Origin of the sequence: Domibacillus enclensis, assembly GCF_900156125.1 — a bacterium.
Taxonomy (GTDB): domain Bacteria; phylum Bacillota; class Bacilli; order Bacillales; family Domibacillaceae; genus Domibacillus; species Domibacillus enclensis.
Window position 1 is genome coordinate 168,635 of sequence record NZ_FTLX01000002.1, and the last position, 25,669, is coordinate 194,303.

The following is a 25,669-nucleotide window of genomic DNA, read 5'->3' on the forward strand; positions in this document are numbered from 1 at the left end:
GGATAAATATAGAAAGAAAGGGATGTTGTTAAAATGTATAAAATGTCATATTTTGAAATATAAACGCAAGAAAGCCGCTTCCGTTACGAAAGCGGCTCTCCGATTACTTTTTGGTGATCTTCACAAGCTCAGAGGTTGTTTTTCCTTTGTAGGTGCCCTTGATAAAGCCATGATTTTTCGCGTAGTAGCTGATGTACCCGTCTGATGATTTCACCGTCACAACGCCTGAGAACCGGCCGGCTGCTGTCGTCAGCACGTTTCCGGATCCGGTAATCGTATACGTGAGTGATTCGTCAAAGGCATCCGTCCACTTTTTGCCGATTTTCACCGGGTACGCAATATCTGTGTAGTATTCAGATTCCGGCCAGCCGACATAAAGGCCCTTTTGATTTTCATACAGAAGATACGATTCTTCACTGTCGACGTCCATCCACTCATCCCAGCCGTTGTACTTGCCAACGTAAACGTTTGTTGACAGCTCCCCGTCTGCTTTATACGTGTACGCTTTCGTTTTGTCCGGCAGGAAGCTGTACATGCGCAAATATTGAGACGCAACATACGCGCGTTTTCCCTTGTAGCCGATTTCGCTCCAGCCTGTTTTCGACTGAGAATACACGGAAACCGACACATTGTTTTTCAGCGAGCCGATCACCTTTGCTTTCGTGCTCGGTGCGCTGCGGACATTTAGCGAGCCGCTGTCAATCGCCACATAGCCGACGCTCGGCGCTGCTTCCGTTTGGACAGGAGAAATGAAACAGAATGCCACAATAAAAGAGATGAGTACATAAAGAACTTTGCTGCTTTTCAAAAAAATTCCCCCTTCAATAGATTCGGGTCTATTATACTATAGTTTTCTTACCGCGTAATAAACATTTGTGTGTAATAGCGCCCGTATACACCAATGCCGATTTCCTCGTATTCTGGCGTTAAAATATTCGTTCGGTGACCGGGGCTGTTCATCCAGCCGTTCATAACATCCTCTGCGTCCGTGTAGCCCCCGGCAATATTTTCACCTGCAAGGGAAAAGGTCAGACCAAAATCGCTCATCATGCTGAAGGGACTTCCGTACGTCGGCGACTGATGGTCAAAGTAATTAAGATCCTTCATATCCTGAGACTTTACACGTGCCACATAGCTGAGATCCTTTGCCAGCTTTAGCGGAGCCAGTCCTTCTTTTGCCCGCTCCTCGTTAACAATAGTCCAAATTTCACGTTCAATCGCGCTCGGCTCAAAGGTAGGGTCAATGTCATACAGCTGCTCCGGCTCTTCCACCGGTTCCGGCTCGCCAATAAACTCATCAATATTCAGCATGAAAATCGCCATTTGCCCGCGTGTGACAATCCCGTTCGGGTCATATTTACCATTGCCGACGCCGGACGTCAGCCCATTCGCCGCCAGCGCGTTAATGTAAACCGCATCCGGATGAGAAGCCGGAACATCCGAAAAGCCCGTTTCAGGCGTACCGTTTAAATACAGCGCCTTCACAACCGTCCGCGCCATTTCCGCCCGCGTCACCACCGTATCCGGATAAAAACGGCTGCCGAGTTCATACACATTGTTGTACGCATAAAACGCAATATACGGAAACGCCGCCTGGCTCGGCGCCACATCCGAATACGGCAGCTCCACCTTCTCATAGCCGCTCACACCCTGAACGCGCCCAAGAAAAATCGTATTCTGCGCCCGTGTCACTGGCTCATTCTGACGAAACGTACCATCCGGAAAGCCCGAAATTAATCCGCGCGCCGCCATTTCCTCCACCGCATCGTAAGCCTTCTCATTCGGATGCACATCCGGAAAAGCCGCCGCCTCCGCAGAACCGCTCCAAAGCGAAGCCGATAAAAGCAGCGCCGTCGCAATCGCAAAATGTTTTCTCACACAATCTCCCCATTTCTTTTTCTACTATAATAGCATGTGGTTTTGGCGGAAAATAGGGAGTTGAGGAAGATTGTTAAAGAAATGGCAGGAAAGTGTGCAAGTTTCGGGGGTGAGCGTGTAAGTTTCGTGGGAAGTGAGCAAGTCTCGTCCGAGCGTGCAAGTTTCGTGGAAAGTGTGCAAGTCTCGTCCGAGCGTGCAAGTTTCGTGGGAAGTGTGCAAGTCCCGCCCGAGTGTGCAAGTTTCATGGAAAGAGTGTAAGTCCCGCCCGAGCGTGCAAGTTTCATGGAAAGTGTGCAAGTCTCGCCCGAGCGTGCAAGTTTCGTGGGAAGTGTGCAAGTCCCGCCTGAGCGTGCAAGTTTCGTGGGAAGTGTGCAAGTCCCGCCCGAGCGTGCAGGTTTCGTGGAAAGTGTGCAACCCCATGCCAAAGAGTGCAACTTTCTTTTATTTATGCTGCTTCAGAACACTCAAATTTAGATAATAGCGATAGCCGTCCCGGTGGCTTACTTTTGAAAGCAGCCGTTGAGCTGTGAAGCGTGAGGTCATTTGTAAAAAATCCAGCGTTTTTTTCACAGTCAGTGGCTGCCCGAATAAAAGGGAATAATCATACAGTGCCTGGAAATGAGCACTTTTCGATTTGGAATAACAGCTTCGGCACCGCCAACCGGAATATTCCCGCTGAATCTCAAAGGTGCCGCATTGCGGACAACGGATTCCTTTTATAATGACAGTGGGCTCAATTTTGAAATGCGAAAATAAATCCATATCAAAAGGACGGTTTAATTTGTTCAATCGTGTCACGAATCTGGAGAGTTCCGTTCCGGTCAGTCGTTTTGATGAAGAGGTTATTTTGGAAGAAACTTCTGAAGGATAAAGAAGCATTTGAGAGATTTTCTCATCAGGTGGTTCAACGACAAGCCGTGTTCGCGGATTCGCTATGATAACAAATGCCTTGGTTGGAAAATGTGAAAGGTGTTCGTTTAATAGAAGATTTTGAAGATGATTTTGCTGGCGGCGTGCTTGAAGAAAGGGGTTGGACAAGACTTCGTGGTCCCGAATCAGTTGACGAGTATGAGTATCATACGTGATGGGGCCTGCATAATTTTTAATTTCCAAAATAGTAGCGCAGGATTCTGTCAAAATCAGCGTATCCATTTGAAAAAACGATCCAGTCGTCGTTTTCAATCGCAAATCATGAAGAATAAAAATACCCGGACGGTTCAGTTCGCGCAAGTGGTAATCAACATCCTTTTCCCCCTGAAATCCTGCGCGGGTCCGCTGAAGTTCACTTTCAATCAAGGGAATGGAGGGGTGACTGGCTGGAAGACGGCTTAAAAGGATTTCCAGCTTTTCAATCAAAATAGGTTTTTCGCGATGCTGAATAATAGTAGGTTACCTCCTTTTTAGGCTATAAAATAAACTTCTTGATCAAGGATTCCAATTCCTTCATCTGAAATGTTAAATTTTTGTAAATGTCTGTGCAAATTTTTCAGAAAGTGTGCAAGCTTTGGCTCGAGCGTGCAACTTCTGGGAAAAGTGTGCAACTCCGGGCCGAGGGTGCAACTTCAGCGAAAAGAGTGCAACCCCCGGCCCAGCGTGCAACTTCCGAGAAAAGTGTGCAAGCTTTGGCTCGAGCGTGCAACTTCCGAGAAAAGAGTGCAACCCCCGGCCAAAGCGTGCAACTCCCCCAACCAAAGCAAACAACAATTACCCTAAAATTTGAGCAATCAAGTCTTCTCTCAACTGTTTCTTCGCCGCTTCATACTGCGTACGGAACGACTGCGCCTCGGTTGCGTTGAATCCAGCACCTGTCAGGTCAGCAACCAGCTGAGCGTAAATCACTTCAAACGCAGCATCTGTTTCTTGCTCTGCTTGAAGCGCCTGCGGATAGTACTTGTCGTAAACTGCTGTCAAGCTTGCCCCGGATGCGATCTCTGCTTTCGCTTGACCAGCCAGTACATCCAAGTCCGATTTTGCTTCTGCCTGCAAATCAGCAAAATCATCGCTATACTCCGCTTTAATGCTAGCCGCTGTTTCGCCGCCGCCCGGAGTACCTGGGCCTGGAGCTGGAGTTCCTGGATCGACGACTTCACCGTCATCCTCGCCTGGTACGTCTTCATAGTTCAGCGCATTGTTCAAAAAGATCGCTAGCTGGCCACGTGTTACGATGCCATTCGGGTCATATTTCCCATCGCCGACACCGGACGTGATGCCCGCCGCTGCCAGTGCGCAAATGTAGGATGCGGCACCGTGAGAGGCAGAAACATCGTTGAACGGCATAGCAGAAGAGGCTGGCAATTCAAAGGCGCGTGTTAAAATAATCGCCATTTCCGAACGGGAAAGCGGTCGCTCTGGATAAAAACGAGTGCTTTCGCTGAAAATGCCGCGGTCCATCAGCTCTGCGACATACGGATAAGCGCGTGAGCTTGATGGCAGGTCGGAGTATACAGCATTTTGTGTCGTTACTTTGACACCGAGCGCGCGGCCAATCAGAATAGCACTTTCGGCACGGGTGACGGCTTGATATTGCTTGAATGTGCCATCCGGGAATCCGGAAATAATGCCTGATTTCGACATCGCTTCCACCGCTTCATACGCCCGGTGGCTCGTTTTGACATCCGGGAACTGGGCAGCTGAAACGGAAGTGGTGAAAATAGAGACAGCTAGAACGGGTGTGATCGCCGCTGTCATCGCTTTCTTTTTAAAAGTCATTTTATAATCTCCTTTAATTGTAGTTACACAAAAGTATAGCATATTCATCCAATCATTACCTTATTTTCAAGATCATTTATGAAGTGAAAGGATCATGAAAATTTTGTAGAAATTTGTCGAATGTTCTGTTAGGATGTTTAAAGATAATAGTCCCTTTTTCATGTGTTATAAGATAGAAAAATGGAGGTAGGACCATTTGGGAAATAAAAAATTAGCGTCTTGTATGGCTCTTTTGTCCGTCTTCACTCTTACTCAAGCGCCAAACCTTTCATACGCCGCAGACATGAACTGGCTGGAATCCTCTCTCCATCAGGAAAATGGGAAGATGGAGGCAGACGTAACCGCACATTTCTCTGCTTTAAACGAGCAGCTGCTGACGGTAACCGCTTCGTCTTCGAATGCCGGTGTGATAACGGCTGCTGCTTCAGGCACTACAGTTCATTTTGAGCCGAAAACCAGCGGTGCTGCGGTTTTAACGGTGGAGGGGGACGATGGAACGAGCCGCTTAGCCGACCGTTTCCAGGCAACGGTGACCAAACTTGGTGACAGCAATGGCGACGGCTTGATCACCCCGGCGGATGTTTTATTCGTGTATCAGGTGATTAATGGAAAAGTTACGGTAACTGAGACACAGAAAAAGGCACTCGACATGAACGGGGACGGTGTGCTGACCGCTGCAGACGCTTCGCTCATGATGAAAACGTATACGAGCGGAAGCAGTGGGCAGTCGTTGGCACCGAAGTTCGTCGTGGAATGGAGCAATGTGAACGATGCACCTGTGCTTATTTCAGCGCCCGATCCGCAGCAGGCAGTGACGGATGAAGAATATTCATGGACGCTGCCGGAAAATACATTCGCCGACATTGACGAAGCCGATGCACTCACCCATTCCGCTTCATTAGAAAACGGGCAGCCGCTGCCAAATTGGCTTACGTTTGACGAAACGAACCAGACCTTTCACGGGACACCGGCAGAATCCGGCGCCTTGAAGGTGAAAGTAACAGCGAAGGACGCGGAAAATGAAACAGCTGAAACGATTATTGATTTTACGATTCAAGAAAAAGTGGTCAATCAAGCACCGGAAGTGACCGGACAAGTGCCGGAGCAGCTGGCTGTTTTGAACGTGCCGGGTGATTCCATCGATTTATCCAGTTTGTTCAGTGATCCGGATGGCGACTCGTTAACGTTTACAGCGGTCTCCCTGGATGAATCCATCGCAGCCGCAGCAGTAAACGGAAGTGACGTAGCCATTCAGCCGGAAGGCATTGGCAGGACAAAGCTGAAAGTTATCGCCAGTGACGGAAAAGCGTCAGCCGAAACCTTTATAGACGTCCGTTCCGTGGAGGTCGTACCGGGCGGATGGATCGATGTAACAACCAAGCAGGGTGCCTCCAGTGTTGTAGTGGATATTTCACCGTACTTTCCGCAAGCGACTGCTATTGAACTGCGATCAAATGGCGTATCAAGCGCGCTATCGGGAAAAGTCGTTACCTATTTGCCAGGAGCCGCCGGTACTGAACAAATTTGGGTGATTTCATCCGAGCATCAAGCGGTGCGCATCACCATCCACGTAGTTGCTCAAACGGGAAGCTCGTTCTTTTTTTCTGAATATTTGGACGGCGGAAATGGACGCATTGCACTGGAAATCTACAATAGTTCTTCAGAAAAAACGGCTGGATATACGCTTGAAGCCCACTTGTGGGATCAAACCGCAGGCAAGCGAACTGTTCATTCGGGCTCCTTATTCGATACATGGCCGGGAAATACGTACAACATCATTAACTCCACTTTTTATGACTACTTTGACTTGACCAGTGCCTGGTACTACAACGAAGAATGGAACCTTTGGGGACCGAGCCAGTACCCAGTTGCCTTCGTTTTGAAAAAGAACGGCCAGGTGATGGACGTGATCGGCGATCCAAACGGAACAGGTCCGGCGCCTATTTTCATGAACGGCGGAACGATTACGAGGAAGCTAGGGATCAGAACGGGCTCCGGCTCCTTCCAGCTTCTTGGGGAATGGGACCGATACCCGAGCGGAACGTTTCAATTTATGGGCAGACACACGCCTTAAATCTTTATTATTAGAAAAGTTAAATAATTCAAATAAACCAGCCGATATTAAAAAAGACCTATTCCTTTTCAGGTGGTCAACAAGGAGGATCAATTGTGAAGTCGAAGAGAAAAAGTAATTTACTATCAATCTCTCTCATTGTTTTACTGCTTCTTCAGCTAGTACCTTTTCAAGCGAAAGCGGCGGGAACGGTTCAAGAATCACCGGTTCATACCTACAGCCAGAATACATGGGCGTGGAATGCACTGGCTGAAGGACCGAATGGAGAGATTTATTTAACACATAAAGTAAGTGCAACAGCTATCGCGGTGAAAAAGTGGAATGGAAGCAGCTGGGACTCTTTGCCGAGTGTGACAACCGCATTGACTGGCGACACTGGCTTTAGTGACTCGCTGGACCTGGAAGTGGACAAGGATGGAAAAGTTCATCTGGTTTACAAGCATTATATTGGATCAGGAGTCACGAGCCACCGCGGAGTAAAATACGGTGTTTACGATGGAACGAAATGGACGTTCTCAGAAGTAGAGGGCTACAGCCATCCAAATGGGTGGAGGAATTTTTATGATCCGACACTTGCTGTCGACTCTAATGGGAATGCGCACATTGTATATAAATACGTCGATACCCAGTATTACGCGAAATACGCTACGAATCAATCTGGATCGTGGCAAACCCAGGTGATTGCGACGGGCACGAGCGGCACCGATGAGGTTCATGACCCCATTGTAAGAGTAGATGGGCAGGATGTCGTCCACCTTTCTTATGTAAAAGAAGATCATCAGAATACTTATTATGGAAATTACTATTACACGAAAAAAGCACTGAATGATGCCAGTTTTCCAGCGGCTCAAAAAATAATTGACGCTATTGCTGAGGAGCAGTACTACTACTACACACCTCTAATCGTTGATGAAAATGGAAAAGCATATGTCGGATACGATGCGGGAATCTACTCTGGTGATACAAAAACAGGAACCAATCTGTACGTTCATTCCAATCAGTCAGGCAGCTGGAAACGGGAGACGCTTCATGAAGGAGCTGGGAGAGATCTTTACTTTACAGGTCTTTATTCTAACGGATCAGCCCTTTATGCTTTAGTCGATTCGTGGTCTCTTGACTGGGCCGAGGGTCATTTTTTCGCAATGGCCAACTATGGAGGCGGATGGATTACTGGAAGTAAAAAGGTAGTCTCTCAGCTCATTGTAGATTATGCCGATGAATTAACGTATATGGTCGATGCGCAAGGGTCATTCACACTTGCCATGCTGCATGGAGGTTTAAGAAATATCAGCACGCTTTACGGGACAAGCAATGATTTCGGCTTAATTCAATCGCTGTCAGACAATGCAGATTTAGCCAGCCTTGCCTTAAGCGATGGCACATTATCGCCGACTTTTGACAAAGCAACAGCAAGCTATACAGCAAGTGTCGGTCATTCCGTCGCTGCGATTGACGTAACCCCTTCTGCTGAAGATGCGAAAGCAACGATAGCGGTAAATGGAACAAGCGTGGCGAGTGGCAGCTCATCCAGCGTTCCACTTCAAGTCGGCGCAAATATCATCACAGTGACAGTAACAGCAGAAGATGGTTCGATTAAAACATACACAGTGACCATTACCCGGGCAGCGGCCTCTTCAAACGCTGATTTAACCAGTCTTGCGGTAAGCGAAGGGACACTAGATCCGCAGTTCGATGCGGCAACAATGGAGTACGCAGTCAGTGTCGACAACAGCCAGGCAAGCATCATCGTCACACCGACTGTGTCTGATGCAAATGCAGCCGTGACGGTAAATGGCCAGCCGCCAGCAAATCCAGTCAGCCTTACTGTTGGAAGCAACCCGATCGCGGTCGAAGTGACAGCGGAAAACGGAACCGTTAAAACCTATACGGTCAACGTGACGAGAGAATTGCTAAAAGGGGACGGAAACGGAGATGGCAAGGTGACATCAGCAGATGCGCTAATGGTGTACCAGTATACGTCAGGAAAAATTCAGCTGACCGCCCTTCAGAAAAAAGCGCTTGATATGAACAACGACGGCCAGGTGAATGCCGTCGACGCAAACATGATTATGAAAGCTGCTGTTGGAAAATAGTCCGTTCAAGAGAGGTGAGTTTCATTAAAAAATTATTCATGTGTATAGGTGCCGTTCTGTTATTGACAGGTGTTCAAACGGCCGAGGCTATTTCACCGACAACGATTTCCTTTTCTTCTAATGAAGAAGCGGTTTGGGTGGACGGGATTGCAGAGGACGGAGATGGGGGTTCCGATAATATTCAAGATTTCACTCTCCAATTTTACAATATTAGCGATACAAGCGGGACGCTCATAGAGAAGCAGCTCGTTCACGGAGATTCATTTTTGGACGATGGTTTTGTGGCTCTTTCAAGCTATGAAGAGAACTTGTCAAACAATGGATGGACAGGAATGGGCATGACGTCACCGGACGGAAGCGAGTTTCAACTGAACAGCTTTTTTTATTCTAACTATGGAGAAGGGGCTTCTATTGAGATTCAAGTAAAAGGCTACCGGGATCACCAGGAGGTCGCTGAAGCGTCCTTTCACACGGACCACAGGGTAAACGAATTTGAATCCAAAAACGTTGAGCTCGATGAAACGTTTGATAATGTGGATACCGTCTTTCTTTATTCGGAGCGTGCCAGCTGGCATGGAATCAACCACATTGCCGTGGACGAACCAGTTTCAAACTTCACCGTGACGTTTGATGCGAACGGTGCAAGCGCAGGGACAGCCCCTGATTCGATGTCTGGAAAAGCAGGGGCATCCATCACTCTCCCGGGTAAAGAAACACTCGTCAAAAATGGATTTACCTTTGTCGGCTGGAACACAGCAGCAAGCGGAAGCGGAACAGCACATGAAGAAGGCGCCGCATTTACCATCGGTGCTTCAAATGAAACGTTATATGCGCATTGGTTTTTGACTGGAGACGGGAACGGGGATGGCAAGGTAACATCCGCGGACGCGCTGATGGTTTATCAAGCGATCGCCAACAAAACGAAGCTGACTGCTATTCAGAAAAAAGTACTTGATCTGAACAGCGATGGCCAGGTGAATGCCATCGACGCGAACCTGATTATGAAAGCTGCTGTAGGAAAATAAAAATAGTTTAGGAGACTATGAGAATGAAAAATAGGTTAAAGTGGCTGAATCTGTTGCTGGTTTGTCTTTTGGTTGTGTCGTCGATTCTGCCGTATGCTGCTCCTGTAAAGGCGGAACCTCTGTCAGAAGGCTATATTAAGGCATCAATTGGGACTGTTAGTGGAGCTGTAGGTAGTACGGTTGAAGTACCGGTATATATTGATGAATTATCTGTTGGGATAGATAATTATGTACTTGCATTTCAATACGACATAGAGAGCTTAACTTTTATTGAAGCTATAAATAAAAAAAATAGTGACAATTTTGTTCAAACGGATTTTACTGAATTTGGTTTGAACCTAGTGATCGGAGATGATTATGAAGAACTGCTTAGTGTGCCAGGAGAAATATTTTTATTGAAATTTAAAATTAAAGATTCAGTAAAAGCTGGTATGTCATCATCAATTAATTTTGTACAAGGGGACTCTTCTTTTAAAGACGTCAACAATACAATTCTTACCGATGCTTATGAGAGTGGATCGGTTTCAGTACCTGCACCAGGAACCATCAACTGGAAAGCCGGCACAGATGCAGCGATGCCGGGTGAGACAGCGACGATTCCTGTATCCTACAACGGCCTGTCAGAAAACATGGGCGCGTATGGAAGCAAACTTTCCTTCGATCAAACAGTCCTTGAAGCGGTCAGCGTCACACCTATGTACGGTGACGCATCAGATGCATGTAATGAAGAGGCTGAGGAAGGCTGTTTTGTCTCACACATCGACAATAAAAACGGAACAGTTTCAGCGGCATGGGTGGACTCAACCGGCGGCGACAAACCGCTGACGGGCGCTTATACGGAGAATTTGTTCACGATTGATTTCAAGGTGAAGGAAGAAGCGGCTGCGGGCGTTGTGAACCTTGATTTTATAGAGGACGATTCGTATTCGGTTAATTTGGATTTGAATTCAATGGCCAGCACGTACACAGCAGGCGAAATCGAAATCCTTCAAGGCTACACGGTTTCGTATGACGAAAACGGCTCAACGGGAGGAACAGCTCCTGAAGGCGGCACATACCAGGAAGCGGTTGAAGTCGCCGTTAAAGGAAATACAGGCAGCTTAGTGAAAACAGGCTTCAAATTCACAGGCTGGAATACAAAAGTGGATGGCTCCGGAAAGGCATACGATGCAGGAGATACTCTGACGGTCGGAACGGAAAACATCACGCTGTATGCGCAGTGGCAGGCGTATTCAACAAACGCTAAATTATCGAATTTGACAGTTCAAAATGCCACGTTGACACCATCAACATTCGACCCGGGGACCACAAGCTACACGCTGAATGCGCCGTACAGCGTGACGGAAGTGGATGTGACACCGACCATAGCCGATGCGCTGGCGACCGTTACAGTTGAAGGGAAAACCGTGGTAAGCGGACAAGCCCAAAAGGTTACACTGTCTGTCGGTGAAAACGTCATCCCGGTTGTGGTTACAGCGGAAGATGGTGTGACGACAGAAACGTATACGATCACCATTACAAGAGCCCAGTCAGACGATGCACTCGCAGCAGAGGATAAAGAAGCGCTGGCGATTGGCTATGCGCAGGGTGACAGCGCATCGAGCGTTACGAAAGACGTCACACTGCCAGTGAGCGGCGGAAAGGGTTCTGTGATCACATGGCAAAGCTCAGACGAAGATTTTGTCTCAAGCAGTGGCACCGTCACACGTCCGCTGTTCACAGACGGAGACCAGGCGATTACGTTAACTGCGTCAATCAAAAAGGGAGAGGCAATTGAAACGAAAACATTCACGCTGACGCTCCCGGCTCTTGCAGGCTACACGGTTTCATATGACGCCAATGGAGCGGATGAAGGAGCTGCGCCGAAAGCCGGCAAGTACAATCCGGATGACACAGCCACTGTTTCAGGCAACGCGGGATCACTGGCGAAAACAGGCCACACCTTCAACGGGTGGAACACAAAAGCAGATGGAACAGGAACAGCGTACGCAGCAGCGGACACCTTCACCATCGAAGCAAATACTACGCTGTACGCGCAATGGAAAATCAACGAATACACCGTTTCATTTGAATCAGACGGTGGAGACGCCGTAAACGATCAAACCATTGATTACAACCAAAAAGCAACGCAGCCGGATGCTCCTGAAAAAGAAGGGTACATCTTCAGCGGCTGGTTTACAGAAGCTGCACTTGAAAACGAGTATGATTTCAACACATCGGTTACAAGCGACATTACGCTTTACGCCAAATGGACGATCAAGCAATATATTGTTTCGTTTGATTCAAATGGCGGCACAGCCGTCAACGATGAAACAATTGACCACGGGGATACAGCAACAAAACCAGCAGATCCTGAAAAAGAAGGCTACACGTTCAAGGGCTGGTACACTGACGGGCAGCTGGAAACCGAATATGATTTCAGCACGCAAGTAAAAGCAGCAAAAACGCTGTACGGAAAATGGGAGCTAAACGAATACGACGTCACGTTTGATGTAGACGGCGGAACAGCGGTAAGTGCGCAACGTATTGTGCACAATGAAAAAGCGACAGCACCGTCAGCACCAACGAAAACCGGCTACACATTTGAAGGCTGGTACAGCGACGGCGCGTTTGAAACAGAGTTTGATTTTGACACAGCGATCAAACAAGACACGGTCATTTACGCGAACTGGACCATCAACAAGTATGACGTGACATTCAACACTGACGGCGGCACAGCTGTAAATGCCCAGAGCATTGAATACAACAAAAAAGCAGCAGAGCCTGATGCTCCAACCAAAACTGGCTATACATTTGCCGGCTGGTACGATGATGCCGATACCGAATTTTCTTTTGATCAATTGATTACAGAAGACACAGTCGTGTACGCCAAATGGACGATCAACGAGTACGACGTGACTTTCCATGTAAATGGCGGCACGGCCGTTGGCAAACAAAGCATCGAATACAACAAGCAGGCAGCCGAACCGACAGCTCCTGAAAAAACAGGTTACACGTTCGAAGGCTGGTACAGTGATGCAGAAGGTGAAATTGAATTCAGCTTCGACACAAAAATCACAGCTGATACCGCCGTTTACGCAAAATGGGCGCCGATTCCATACACGGTCACATTTGAATCCAACACGGATACAGAAGTAGACCCGGCGACAGTTCCATATGACAGCAAAATCACCGAGCCAGCTGACCTGACGAAAACCGGCTACACATTCGCCGGCTGGTTCCAGAATGAAGCACTGACGGACGAATGGAATTTTGATGAAGATACGATGACAGGCGATTTGACGCTGCACGCGAAGTGGACAGCGAACCCGCAAACCATCACGTTCGACACGGCTGGCGGTTCTGCCATTGCCGATGACACCGTTGCCTATGATGACAAAATCACGAAACCATCTGATCCAACCAAAGCGGGCCATACGTTCAAAGGCTGGTTGATGGACAGTGAAGAGTGGGATTTTAACAAGGACTTCGTTAAAGGAAACATGACGCTGACTGCTCGATGGGAAATCAATGAGTATACGCTGTCGTTTGATTCAAATGATGGATCAGAAGTAGAAGCACAGGAAGTTACCTATAACGAAAAAGCACAACAACCGTCACAGCCGACCAAAGCGGGCCATACCTTCGCCGGCTGGTATGCAGATGAAGCCTTGGAAACGGAATGGAATTTTGACGAGGATGTTGTCACAGAAGATGTGACGCTTTATGCAAAATGGGACATTAACTCTTACACGGTGACATTCAGTGCAAACCGCGGCTCAGAAGTAGCACCGGCAACAGCTGTTTACAACACAATGATCACGAAGCCGGAGAATCCGACGCGTCCGGGCTATTCATTTGTTAACTGGTATACCGATGAGCAGCTGCGAACCACATTTGACTTTACAACACCGATTACAGGCGATCTGACGCTTTACGCGCGCTGGTCATCGAACGCGTCACCTGCACCGCAGCCAACGACCGAAGACATCGTCGTCGATGTGGTATCCGGTGACGAAACGCTTGTGCAGACACCAATCAAGCGGACAACGAACCCGGACGGAACGGTGAACGACGACGTGACATTTACACCGGACAAAGCAGCAGAATCCGTGGAAAAGCTGAAGGATGCGGAAAACAAAACAGCCCGTATTGTCATTCCGGATGCGAACGATAAAGTATCTGAAACGAATATTGGCGTACCGCAATCCGCTATGAACGCACTGGCGAACGGCGAGGCCAACCTTGAAATTGACACCGAAAACGCTCGTATTTTCGTTCCATCTGACTCTATCACAGGATTTGGCGACGACCTGTACTTCCGCGTCGTGCCAGTGAAAAAAGAAGAAGAAAAACAAGCGATTGAAACACGCGCCAAGCAAGAAGAAAAAGTAAAAGAAGTAACAGGCAATAACACAGCGACGATTCAAGTGCTGGGCCGTCCAATGACCATCGAAACGAATATGCAAAACCGGCCCGTCACATTAACCTTGCCGCTGCCGGCGAATGTTTCCCAGGAAATGATCGACAACCTGGCCATCTTTATTGAACATAGCAACGGCACAAAACAAGTCATTCGCGGCACAGTCGTGGAGTGGAAAAATGGACAGAAGGGCGTTCAATTTGACGTCGACCATTTCTCAACCTTTACGATGCTCTACCTTGAAGAAGCAGCAACAGAAGAAACAGGCACGCATGATTTGTACATCCACGGCTTTAAGGATGGCACCTTCCGTCCAGACGAAACCGTGACACGCGCGCAAATCGCCGCAATGCTCGTGCGGAACCTGGATATGACGTACAACGGAAAAGTATCCTACAAAGATACGAAAGCATCATTTGCAATGAAAGAAATCGAAATGGCACGTGAAGCAGGTGTGATCTTGGGCTTCTCGGACGGCACCTTCCGTCCGGATCAGGCCGTCACGCGTGCGCAGGTTGCCGCTATCGCAAGCCGCTGGGTCGGCAACGTATGTAAAGAAAATCCGGATTCAGCGCTTTGCACACCGTCCAAAGAAGCCGCCGCGTTTACAGACGTAGCCGCCGATCACTGGGCAGCGACATCCATTAAACACGCATCATCCGTCGGCATCATCAACGGCTTCGGAAACGGCAGCTTCAAGCCAGAGCAAGCCATCACCCGGGCCCAGGCCGTCGTCATGCTCAACCGACTCTTCGAACGCGGACCGCTAAACGGCGTGTCCGAGCCAACATTCTCAGACGTCCCAGCCGGTCACTGGGCGTTTAAAGAAATCGAAGAAGCCGCGACAACGCATGATTATGAAATTGACCAAAATGGGAATGAACAACTACTACCATAAAAAGCAAGCAGCAGGAGATTCGGTCTCCGGCTGCTTTTTTTTGCTGTGGAGTGTGTAAGTTTCGATGAGAAGCGTGCAACTTTCAGAAAAAGTGTGCAACCTCCGCTCGAGCGTGCAAGTTTCAGAAAAAGTGTGCAACCTCCGCTCGAGCGTGCAAGTTTCAGAAAAAGTGTGCAACCTCCGCTCGAGCGTGCAAGTTTCAGGGAAAGTGTGCAACCTCCGCCCGGGCGTGCAAGTTTCAGGAAAAGTGTGCAGCCTCCGTCCGAGCGTGCAAGTTTCAGGAAAAGTGTGCAACCTTTGCCCGGGCGTGCAAGTTCTGAGAAAAGTGTGCAACCCCCGCCTGAGCGTGCAAGTTTCGGAAAAAGCGTGTAGCCTCCCGCCCAAGTGTGCAACTCCTCAGCAATTTAATTGAAACAAAATATTCCATTTAACCGTATAACACTATATAAGAAAGAGGAGATGAGAAAAATGGATGCTTTTGAGATTATCCCGCTTATCGTGGGAGCCGGTTTCTGTATCGTGGCGGGGCTAATTCTATTTTCGGCAGCGAAGGGCGGGGCGACCTGGGTAAATAACAACAATTCAGAGGTAGTGTCGACGCCGTCAAGGGTAGTTGCCAAACGGACACATGTCTACAGTGGTGGGGATTCGCCGTCCCGCACAAACTATTTCATCACTTTTGAAAAGGAGGAAACAGGGGAGCGGATGGAGCTGAAGGTTCCTGCGCGGACATACGGCTTGATCGCTGAGCGGGATGAGGGTGTGCTAACCTATCAAGGAACGCGCTACAAGGATTTTGAGAGAGGGACAGAATAAAAAAAGACCCGCTCAAAAAATGACGGGTCCCTTCGTTATCCACCTGTAACCTTGCTCATTAATTCGCTGCGCATGCCTTCTTTTGTCGCTTCGTACTGCGCTTTGTATTCATCAGCCGCTGTTGTACTCAGTCCGTTCGCCTTCAACTCGCTCGTCATCGATTTGTACAAAGAGTTAAACGCTGAGTCGGTTTTTGCTTCGACACTGGAAGCAGCGCCGCTGTATTTTTGGTAAAAGTACGCTGGATTGATCGTTTCGCCGGATGCTTTTTTCGCGTCATATTCGCTTTTCGCCTGGCCGATTAACGAGTTTAGCTGGCTTTTGGCCTGCCCTTGAAGGCTGTCGAATGACCCGGAATACCGTGACTTAATATCGGCTGCTGTTGTGCGTCCGCCCGTTGAATCTGTTCCGCCGCCGCTGCCTGAACCGGAAGAGCCGCCAGTATTTCCGCCAGTGGAACCACCACCAGTACCGCCAGTAGAACCGGTTGAATCCGTCGTGCCAGTGCCGCCAGAAGTGGAGCCGCCGGAAGAAGCCGTATCTCCTGAGCTGGATGAACCAGACGTGCCACCCGTCGCTGTATCATCTGAACCGCCAGTCGCTGAACCCGTTCCAGCTCCGCCCGTTCCGCCAGAAGATCCTGCCGCCGTGACAGCCTGCTGGTAATCAGGTGAGCTGAACCATTCATCCGTCGTCATCGTCGATCCGTCGGACAAAACAAAATCCCCCTGCTCATCTACAATGACAAGACCTTCGTCATCCTTTTGCACATTTTCAGGAAGAGGTGTTCCTTCCGGGAAGGAAATCGAGTACGGATCTTCGACAATTTTATCGACCTCTTCATCCGCCACATCATAGGTTTTAACCTTCGTAAAGTAATAAAGCGCTCCGCCGCCTGCAATGGCCAGAAGCAGCACAACCGCTATCGCAATCTTAAAAAACTTTCGCAAAGAAATAGGCCTCCCTTTTCAGATATATTCATATTTGTAGTATAACACGCAAAATTTAGAAATTAATAGCACAAAATAATCTGATAAATTATGAAAATAGTCTATAGAATATTACATTATTGTAAAGACCTATTGCTTTTAGTAGGAGGGTTCTGTATGATTTTACCTATGAATACATAAAAATTCTGCGCTAGCGGAATTATATAAATACTAAATTAGAAGAGGTGACGATTTTGGTAAAAAAATACCCATTCAGCACAAAAGCAGCAAAAGCCATGATTGCCGCAACAATCGCTTTCACACCAGTAGCAACAACTGCAGGCGTTTTTGGGGCAGACAAAGTAGAAGCTGCTCAAGTACAGTACGATGTGCACTTTAGTTCAAAACAAAACTTAATTAATTATGCTAAGTCTGTTTATGATCCAATTAGAAGTGATGAAGATGTAGTAGCTACTATTTCTGCATTGAAAGGGATTACTGCTTCAGAGTGGTTTGCAATTGCTGGTCCTGTTATGGATACAAATTCAGACGATCAAGAAGTGATGGGAGCTGCTGCTCTTTTAAACCTTCTTCTAAACAAGCAAACGGGCGTGTTAACGGTTGAAAATATTGATCTATTCATTGCAGCTACGCAAGACAACTTCAACCAAGCTGAAGAAGTGGATTACTTGCAATACCTTGAAAATGTGGAAGAAGAAATCTATGAGTATTATTCTGCAAACCAATCAGCAATAATTTCAAACCCGGATTTTGAACTAGTAAAAGGTGTCCTAGTTGCAGCGAGAAATGCTGAAGATCCAAGTGGAACAATCAAGCCTGAAATTATCCGGACGCTTAAAATTGACGATCAATCTGTACAAGATGCTGTCGAAATTCTCAAATTGAGATTGCTAGAAAATGGCGCTGATTCGACAGAGGTTAAGAGTGCTGCGGCACAATTTGGAGCCCAGTGGTTGACTAAATATGGATATACACCGCAACCAGGCAATGGTAATGGTGGCGGCGTAGTAACACCACCAGTAGATAACGGCGAAGTAACGCCTCCAGCAACACCAGGCGCAGAAGTAGAAGTAACACCTGCGATCGTAACAGAAAACAACGGCAACGTCACAGCAACGATTCCGCAGGCACTTCAAGCGCAAATCGTTAGTGCTGTTACCGTACAAACACCACGAGTAGCAATTACACTTCCTCAAGTTACTTCAGGAGGCGCAGCAACACTAGCCATTCCAGGAGGACTTGTTCAAGGAATTCTTGGTGTTACACAATCAGCTACGCTTACAGTCACAGGTCCTAGCGGTGCGAGCATCAATCTTCCTCTTGGTCAACTAGCCGGCGGCTTTGGCAGTGGTTTCGGCAGCGGAACCCTTAATCTAACAATGAAACCAGCGACCCTTTCTGAGCGCACAGGTCTATTGAGCCAGGTAACAAATAGACTTAATGGATTTGGAAGCGGAACAGGTTCAGCTTCATCTGAAACAAAAGCAGCAGCACTTGTAGGTGACGTGAAAATGCCGGCACCTGCGACGAACGTAAGCATTTCAGCAACAATCAGCGGCCAGACGGTGCCGGTGACAACATTCGGCGACATTTACATCGAGCGTGAATTCCCGTTAACAGGTGCGGTGGATACAAATCGTACAACAGGCGCGACGATCGCAGCGGATGGTACGGTGAAAGCTATTCCGACAACGTTTAAAACAGTTGAAGGTACACAATTTGCTGTCTTGAAAACATTATACAATTCAGCAGACACGTACACGGTACTTGAAACGAACCAAACATTCCCTGATATCGACGGCGGCAAAAACTGGGCAGAGAAGTACATCGAGTCTCTTTCTTCTAAGTTCATCATCTCTGGTACAACAGCGGGCACGTACAAGCCTGACCAGGACATGACGCGTTCACAGTTTGCGTTTCTGTTAAGCCGTGCACTTGGTCTTCCAGGTACAACAGCGTATGACGGACGTTTCTCTGATATAAAAGGCAACGAGTGGTTCAATGCGAACGGCGAATTTATGGCGGCTGTGCAATACGGCGTGATCGCTGGTAAAACAGACGGAACATTCGGTGCGGATGAAAAAGTAACGCGTGCGGAAGCAGCCGCAATGATCGGGCGCGCAATGGAGCTTGGCTTTATCGAATTTGATAAGTCACAGCTTGATACATCGAAAACACTTGCAGGCTTTAAAGATGCGAAAGAAATCGGTGCATCTACTCGTGCGGAAGTATTGAAAGTCGTTCAAGCGGGCATTATGTCAGGCACGAGCAATGGAGAATTCAACCCGAATGATTACACGAAACGTGATCAAATGGCGCGTATCCTTGCTGAGTTCTTGATGAAAGCAGACTTGATGCAGGACATTAAATAAGAATCAATAAGAAAAGCCTCTTCCGGTTCGGCCGGAGGAGGCTTTTTTTTGGCGCAATTATGGTCATTACGGCGCAATTCGGACTTATTTGCGCGTTAACGTCGAGAATTGCGCGCTATTTCTGGGAAATGCGCCGTAATCTTGGGAAATGCGCCCTAATCATGAGAATTGCGCCAACCCCTCATCATTCGCCAAAAATCGACAAAATGAGCTTAAAAAAAGAAGGCCAGTCCTTATTTCTTCAACCCGTTCAGCACAATTGCCACGATTTCCTTTGCCAGCTCGTCAGCGGTGTTTTTCCCGGTCCAGAGCTTGGCTACAGTGAGCTGGTCGATCATGCCGACGAGGCCGTTTGCGACGATGCTCATGTCGACGTTCTGGTGGAAATAGCCCGCTTCTACTTCTGACAGCAGATTATCCTCGATCTGAGCGGCCATCGCCGCTTTTGTGTCGGCCGCACTTGGAGAAAGGTAAAAGCCGATTTTCCCGAGGCTCGGATGCTCGGTGAAAAAGTGAAAGACGCCAATTAATCCGCCCGCAATCCGCTCTGGCAGTGCCTGCTCGTCAAGCCCTTCTTCCAGCCGGCTGTCGATCGTCAAACACGCAAGTTTTTTGCGGAACAATTCCTCAAGCTCCTGAAAGATCGCTTCCTTGCTTTTGAAATACAAGTAGAAGGTAGGCTGTGTGACATTTGCTTTTTTAACAATATTGCTAATCTTCGTTTCATAGTAGCCGTGCTCTGCAAATTCATCAGCTGCAATCCTTAGTAAAAGTGCGCGGCTCAGTTCGCCGTCGGACCCTTTTTTTCTCCCTCGTTGCGCCATGTTCTCTATCTCCCCTAACCGCTATGATCCAATCTTTTTGATTATATACTAAAATATCATACCTTGGGAACAGGATTATTATGAATTGGAATAATATACTACTCGCGAGAAATATAGTCACAGCCAAATGTGAGCCACTTTACGCCAGCTTAATAGATGCGATAAAAATAGATGTTTTATACATTATCAAAAAGGAGAAATACACCCTCATACTCGACGATAGGACCATTATAGGGACGCAGCGCCAATTTTTAGTCGAAATTTCTTCTTATTTTGGAATTATTGGCTGAAAATTTACCAAATTAACATTAAATTTGACAAATGGCTGTGCTATAATGACGAAGACTACTTTACGGCACAGGAGGAAAAGCATGGAAGAAACGATCAGCCTGAAGGAATTAGCGCAAACACTGAAAAAGAGGCTGAAACTGATTGTGCTTCTCACAATTGCAGCAGCGCTTATCAGTGGAATCATCAGTTACTTTGTTCTGACGCCTATCTATCAATCATCAACACAGCTTCTCGTCAATCAGGCGAAAACCGAACAGCAAATGTATAATCCGGCTGAAGTGCAAACCAACCTTCAGTTAATCAGTACATATAACGTCATTATGAAGTCACCGGCCATTTTAGAGAAAGTCGCTCAGAATCTGGCACTTGACCTCACACCGGAGCAGCTGTCGTCTAAGATTACTGTCGCCAGCGAGCAGGACTCTCAGGTCGTCAACATTGCCGTTCAGGATGAAAACCCGGGACTCGCAGCGGACATCGCCAATGAAACCGCCCGCGTCTTCCAGGAAGAAATCGTGACGATCATGAACGTCGATAACGTCAGCATTCTTGCACCGGCCGAACTCGGTGAAAACCCGTCTCCTGTAAAGCCGCAGCCGCTTCTGAACATCGCCATTGCGATTGTCGTCGGCTTGATGGCAGGCGTTGGACTGGCCTTCCTGCTTGAATACCTGGATAACACAATCAAGTCCGAGCAGGATATCGAAAAGCTGCTGGATCTGCCTGTATTAGGCGGCGTCACAACAATTGCAGCAGGCTCGAACCGCCCGGCTAAAAAAACACCCGTCCAAAAAAAAGCAGTAAGAGGTGAAACGCTTGGCTCTTAAGCGCAATAAGCAAAAAAACGTACCGGGCTCCACAAAGCGGAAGCTCATTACCAATACGGACCCGAAGTCGCCGATTTCCGAGCAGTACCGGACGATCCGGACGAACATCCTGTTTTCATCCGTTGATGAAACGCTGCACTCGATTCTCGTGACCTCCACCAGCCCAGGAGAAGGCAAGTCAACGACCATCTCCAACCTGGCTGTTGTGTTCGCCAATCAAGGTAAAAAGGTGCTGCTCGTCGACGCCGATCTGCGCAAGCCGACCATGCACTACACATTCGGCCTGCAAAACACCGTTGGGCTGACCAACGTGCTGACGAAGCAAACACTCCTTGAGGATGCGGTAGCGAAAACCGGTATTGAAAATCTGTCTGCTCTCTCAAGCGGTCCGATTCCGCCAAACCCGGCTGAGCTGCTAGGCTCGCTGTCTATGAAGGAATTCCTCGCTCATGCACAGGAGCAATTCGATTACGTACTGTTCGATACACCGCCTGTTCTCGCCGTAACGGATGCGCAGGTGCTGGCGAATCAGTGCGACGGGGTTGTGCTCGTTGTCGACAGCGGCAGAACCGAAATCGAAGGCGCCCAGAAAGCAAAGGAGCTGCTGCAGTCAGCGAAAGCCAAGCTGCTCGGTGTTGTCCTAAATAATCAAAAATTGAAGGATTCTGCCTATTACTACTATTACGGAAATGAGTGATTCTGTAAAAATAGTGTAAATCCTTCAAAATTTTTCACCAATACCCTACTTTTGTATGGTATACTACGTTTATCAAAATGGGGAAAGGGGTATAGCCGATGATTGACCTTCATTGTCACATTTTGCCGGGCATCGACGACGGCGCACAGGATTTAGCGCAAAGCCTTGAGATGGCTGCGGCAGCACAAGAAGAAGGGATTCACACAATCGTGGCGACCCCGCACCATAAAAACGGCACGTACGAAAATGAAAAATCAGCGATCCTCTATGATGTGGATGTCCTGAACAAACAGATCAAGAACATGGGCATCGACGTGGAGATCGTGCCCGGACAGGAAATCCGCCTGTACGGCGAGCTGCTTGAAGATTACGAGCAGGACCGTCTGGCCGTCATCCACCAGTCTGCCTACATGCTGGTGGAATTCCCGTCCAACACCATCCCCGCCTTTGCGGAGCAGGTGTTATTCGACATTCAGATGAAAGGCATCACGCCGATCATCGTGCATCCGGAGCGCAACGCAGCGATTGCCGAAGACCCGAACCGTCTGTACAAGCTCATTAAAAACGGCGCACTTTCACAAGTCACGGCGGCATCCGTTAACGGAAAATTCGGAAAAAAAGCGAAGGCTCTGTCGATGCAGCTGATCGAATCCAACCTGACCCACTTTATCGCCACGGACGCACACAACACCACTTCAAGAGGCTTCGGCTTAGCCGCCGCTTACAACGAAATCGATCCGGACTACGCGGACTACTTCCAAGAAAACGCAGAAGCCGTTTTAGCCGGGCAATATGTCCAGAAAGAAGCACCCATTCACATCACCCGAAAAAAAAGGTTTCTTGGACTTTTTTGATACTTGTGAGTAACCTGTGGATTTAACTCGTCCTTCATCTATTTTCATTGTTATTTAAGCGGAGCGCCCTCTGCTTTTCTATCTGTCTAGCTGCAGGCGTCATCGGCTCGAGGTCATAAGCTAATCACTTCTGGAGGCATAACCCGCCTCCGCCAGTGCTCATCTTATGCTTGTCGCCGATAAACGACGCCTTCCGCTTTTCTGATCGGTTATGTCTCGTATACCGTTATCATTTGAGGCACTCGGCCGTGCGGTGGTGTTCCGGGAAACGGGATGCTTAGACGCTTGTCGTCAGGCGCGCGGTGTGAGGACGGGTTAAATGCCCGGTTTTATTAAAAACTAGCTACAATGTGCATTAAATAATGAATGAAAACACATATATCCGCTGTGTGTTTCCATTCCTTATTTACTATCGAAAGGGGAGAATACATTGAAAAAAGTAAGAAAAGCCATTATACCAGCAGCGGGACTCGGGACACGTTTTCTCCCTGCGACTAAAGCATTACCAAAAGAAATGCTGCCGATCGTTGACAAGCCTACGATCCAATACATAGTAGAAGAAGCCATTGCATCCGGGATTGAAGATATCATCATTGTCACCGGGAAAGGAAAACGGGCAATTGAAGATCACTTTGACGGTTCACCGGAGCTTGAACGCAATCTGGCGAGCAAGGGAAAAGATGACCTGCTTGAGAAAGTCCGCCACTCTTCGAATCTCGCTGATATTCATTATATTCGTCAGAAAGAGCCGCAGGGACTTGGCCACGCTGTCTGGTGTGCACGGAAGTTCATTGGAGATGAGCCGTTTGCTGTCCTGTTAGGCGACGACATCGTTCAAAGCGACACGCCTTGCCTGCGCCAGCTTATTGACCAGTATGAACAAACTCAATCATCGATCATTGGTGTGCAGCAGGTGCCTGAGCACGAAGCATACCGTTATGGAATCGTAGACCCTTCTTCAAAGCAAGGTCTGCGCTACCAGGTGAATGAATTCGTAGAAAAACCTGCACGAGGCACACAGCCCTCCAACCTGGCAATCATGGGGCGCTATATCCTTCGGCCGGAAATCTTCATGTTCCTCGACAAGCAGCAAGCAGGAGCAGGCGGAGAAATTCAGCTGACCGACGCCATTCAAGCGTTAAATGAAATCCAGCGCGTATTCGCTTATGAATTTGAAGGCGACCGGTACGATGTTGGAGAAAAGCTTGGATTCGTTAAAACAACACTTGAATTTGCACTGCAGGATGACGATATAAACGAAGAGCTATTAACCTATTTGCTTGAAAAAGTAGAATCAGTGAAAGGCAGGGAGACGATTGGATAATTCGGAAACCTCAACATCCAAAGTTGAAGCCGGTGCCATCGCATATTCACAGGAGAATAAAAGCTATATCATGATGAAGCGTGCGATGGACGTAGCAGGTGCCGGACTTGGCATCCTGTTCCTCTCATTCGTTTTTCTGATGATCGCATTTCTCATTAAGCTGGAAGATCCAAAGGGACCTGTTTTCTTTAAACAGAAGCGGGTCGGAAAGGACGGAAAAGAATTTTATATGTATAAATTCCGTTCGATGGTGTTTAATGCAGAAGAATTGCTGGCGTCACTGCTGGCACAAAACGAAGTATCGGGCGCTATGTTTAAAATGAAAAACGACCCGCGTGTGACGAAGATCGGTCGGTTCATTCGAAGAACAAGCCTGGACGAGCTTCCGCAGCTTTGGAATGTGGTCAAGGGAGAGATGAGTTTAGTCGGTCCGCGTCCGCCGCTTCCGAGAGAAGTCGTCGAGTACACTGATTACGATAAGCAGCGCCTGACGGTCATACCGGGTTGTACAGGTCCCTGGCAAGTAAGCGGCCGAAATAGTGTCGGCTTTCATGAGATGGTTGAATTAGATATTGAATACATCCGCAAGCGCTGCATTCAATTGGATATCATTATTATTCTTAAAACCATTGCTGTTTTGTTCGGATCGAAAAACGCATTTTAATTTTAATAAAGTGAGGATGTATTCCTATGATGGATAAACAATCAACCATTTACATCGCTGGCCATCGTGGACTCGTTGGGTCAGCGATTTTAAAAAACCTAAAAGAGCAGGGCTATACAAACCTAGTATACAGAACGAGCAGCGAGCTTGATTTGCGTGATCCAAATCAGGTCGCTTCTTTTTTTGAGCAGGAAAAAATTGATTATGTCTTTTTAGCAGCAGCGAAAGTAGGAGGAATTGTAGCGAACAATGAATACCCGGCTGACTTTATCCGTGACAACCTGCTAATTCAAACGAATGTGATTGATTCCGCATATAAAAACGGTGTAAAAAAGCTGCTTTTCCTTGGCAGTACGTGCATCTATCCGAAGTTGGCACCACAGCCGCTGAAGGAAGAATACTTGCTGACGGGTGAATTGGAGCCGACAAATGAGCCATACGCCATCGCGAAAATCGCGGGCATTAAAATGTGTGAATCCTATAACCGCCAGTACGGCACAAAATACATTTCTGTTATGCCGACGAACTTATACGGACCGAACGACAATTTTGATTTACACACGTCTCACGTACTACCGGCCTTGATCCGGAAATTCCATGAAGCAAAAGAAACAAATGCCCCGATTGTTGAAGTGTGGGGAACAGGCACACCGAAACGGGAATTCTTGTATTCAGACGATTTGGCTGATGCATGTGTGTATTTAATGAATACATACGAAGGAAATGAAATGGTCAATATTGGAGTGGGAGAAGACATCTCCATTAAAGAAGTAGCTGAAACGATTAAAGACGTGGTTGGCTACGAAGGCAAGCTGCAGTTCGATACAAGCAAGCCGGACGGCACTCCGCGCAAACTAGTCGATGTCACCAAGTTGAATGGCCTCGGATGGAAAGCAAAAACACCATTAAACGAAGGACTTGTACAGGCATACAACTGGTTCCTGGAAAACGAAACAGCAAAATCAAAATAA

At 47.8% G+C, this 25,669-nt stretch carries 18 protein-coding genes; 12 read left to right on the forward strand and 6 right to left on the reverse strand.

The features are described from left to right. Positions 1 to 103 precede the first annotated feature (103 nt). The 4 genes from BW952_RS04755 to BW952_RS04770 all read right to left on the reverse strand — a co-directional run bounded on the left by BW952_RS04755 (position 104) and on the right by BW952_RS04770 (position 4,587). Positions 104 to 808 carry an SH3 domain-containing protein gene (locus tag BW952_RS04755; protein WP_045849354.1) on the reverse strand — a complete coding sequence of 235 codons (705 nt, stop codon included), beginning with the start codon at positions 806 to 808 and terminating at the stop codon, positions 104 to 106. 47 nt (positions 809 to 855) lie between these two features. After that, positions 856 to 1,878: an S-layer homology domain-containing protein gene (locus tag BW952_RS04760; protein ID WP_052698344.1), complete on the reverse strand. Its 1,023-nt coding sequence runs from the start codon at positions 1,876 to 1,878 to the stop codon at positions 856 to 858. Positions 1,879 to 2,319: 441 nt separating this feature from the next. Continuing rightward, positions 2,320 to 3,234, reverse strand: coding sequence for an NERD domain-containing protein (locus BW952_RS04765; protein WP_045849355.1), 915 nt, complete (start codon positions 3,232 to 3,234; stop codon positions 2,320 to 2,322). Positions 3,235 to 3,582: 348 nt separating this feature from the next. Beyond that, positions 3,583 to 4,587: an S-layer homology domain-containing protein gene (locus tag BW952_RS04770; protein ID WP_045849356.1), complete on the reverse strand. Its 1,005-nt coding sequence runs from the start codon at positions 4,585 to 4,587 to the stop codon at positions 3,583 to 3,585. A 196-nt stretch (positions 4,588 to 4,783) separates the two neighbouring features. Here BW952_RS04770 and BW952_RS19120 point away from each other — a divergent pair, with 196 nt between their 5' ends. The 5 genes from BW952_RS19120 (at position 4,784) to BW952_RS04845 (ending at position 15,895) form a co-directional block, all read left to right on the forward strand. Then, entirely contained in the window at positions 4,784 to 6,661 is a 1,878-nt protein-coding gene (locus BW952_RS19120; protein WP_052698345.1) for a putative Ig domain-containing protein, read from the forward strand. A 95-nt stretch (positions 6,662 to 6,756) separates the two neighbouring features. Then, the gene (locus BW952_RS04785) at positions 6,757 to 8,754 is read left to right on the forward strand and encodes a cadherin-like beta sandwich domain-containing protein (RefSeq protein ID WP_045849357.1); all 1,998 of its coding nucleotides are present in this window, start codon (positions 6,757 to 6,759) and stop codon (positions 8,752 to 8,754) included. Between the two features lie 62 nt (positions 8,755 to 8,816). Next, positions 8,817 to 9,779 carry a dockerin type I domain-containing protein gene (locus BW952_RS04790; protein WP_045849358.1) on the forward strand — a complete coding sequence of 321 codons (963 nt, stop codon included), beginning with the start codon at positions 8,817 to 8,819 and terminating at the stop codon, positions 9,777 to 9,779. A gap of 23 nt (positions 9,780 to 9,802) precedes the next feature. After that, positions 9,803 to 15,079, forward strand: a complete 5,277-nt coding sequence (locus BW952_RS19125; RefSeq protein ID WP_052698346.1) for an InlB B-repeat-containing protein — start codon at positions 9,803 to 9,805, stop codon at positions 15,077 to 15,079. A gap of 468 nt (positions 15,080 to 15,547) precedes the next feature. After that, on the forward strand, positions 15,548 to 15,895 hold the full coding sequence (locus tag BW952_RS04845) for a DUF2500 domain-containing protein (protein WP_169714083.1): 348 nt from the start codon (positions 15,548 to 15,550) through the stop codon (positions 15,893 to 15,895). Positions 15,896 to 15,930: 35 nt separating this feature from the next. Here the strand turns inward: BW952_RS04845 and BW952_RS04850 are convergent, their stop codons facing one another. Continuing rightward, the gene (locus BW952_RS04850) at positions 15,931 to 16,845 is read right to left on the reverse strand and encodes a hypothetical protein (protein ID WP_052698347.1); all 915 of its coding nucleotides are present in this window, start codon (positions 16,843 to 16,845) and stop codon (positions 15,931 to 15,933) included. 233 nt (positions 16,846 to 17,078) lie between these two features. Between BW952_RS04850 and BW952_RS04855 the strand changes: the two genes are divergently transcribed. Continuing rightward, positions 17,079 to 19,217, forward strand: coding sequence for an S-layer homology domain-containing protein (locus tag BW952_RS04855; RefSeq protein ID WP_045849360.1), 2,139 nt, complete (start codon positions 17,079 to 17,081; stop codon positions 19,215 to 19,217). 233 nt (positions 19,218 to 19,450) lie between these two features. Here BW952_RS04855 and BW952_RS04860 read toward each other — a convergent pair whose 3' ends face one another. After that, positions 19,451 to 20,041 (reverse strand): TetR/AcrR family transcriptional regulator, encoded by a 591-nt coding sequence (locus BW952_RS04860; RefSeq protein ID WP_045849361.1) that lies wholly within the window; start codon positions 20,039 to 20,041, stop codon positions 19,451 to 19,453. 371 nt (positions 20,042 to 20,412) lie between these two features. Here BW952_RS04860 and BW952_RS04870 point away from each other — a divergent pair, with 371 nt between their 5' ends. The 6 genes from BW952_RS04870 (at position 20,413) to fcl (ending at position 25,669) form a co-directional block, all read left to right on the forward strand. After that, positions 20,413 to 21,159 (forward strand): YveK family protein, encoded by a 747-nt coding sequence (locus BW952_RS04870; RefSeq protein WP_045849363.1) that lies wholly within the window; start codon positions 20,413 to 20,415, stop codon positions 21,157 to 21,159. Continuing rightward, complete coding sequence (locus BW952_RS04875) at positions 21,149 to 21,856, forward strand: CpsD/CapB family tyrosine-protein kinase (RefSeq protein WP_045849364.1); 708 nt, start codon at positions 21,149 to 21,151, stop codon at positions 21,854 to 21,856. Before BW952_RS04870 ends, BW952_RS04875 begins: the two co-directional genes overlap by 11 nt. 98 nt (positions 21,857 to 21,954) lie before the next feature. Next, the gene (locus tag BW952_RS04880) at positions 21,955 to 22,710 is read left to right on the forward strand and encodes a tyrosine-protein phosphatase (protein ID WP_045849365.1); all 756 of its coding nucleotides are present in this window, start codon (positions 21,955 to 21,957) and stop codon (positions 22,708 to 22,710) included. Positions 22,711 to 23,140: 430 nt separating this feature from the next. Continuing rightward, a complete protein-coding gene (galU, locus tag BW952_RS04885) occupies positions 23,141 to 24,034 on the forward strand; it encodes a UTP--glucose-1-phosphate uridylyltransferase GalU (protein WP_045849366.1) in 894 nt (297 codons plus the stop codon). 37 nt (positions 24,035 to 24,071) lie between these two features. Next, positions 24,072 to 24,698, forward strand: coding sequence for a sugar transferase (locus BW952_RS04890; RefSeq protein ID WP_414735771.1), 627 nt, complete (start codon positions 24,072 to 24,074; stop codon positions 24,696 to 24,698). A gap of 29 nt (positions 24,699 to 24,727) precedes the next feature. After that, a complete protein-coding gene (gene fcl, locus BW952_RS04895) occupies positions 24,728 to 25,669 on the forward strand; it encodes a GDP-L-fucose synthase (protein WP_045849406.1) in 942 nt (313 codons plus the stop codon).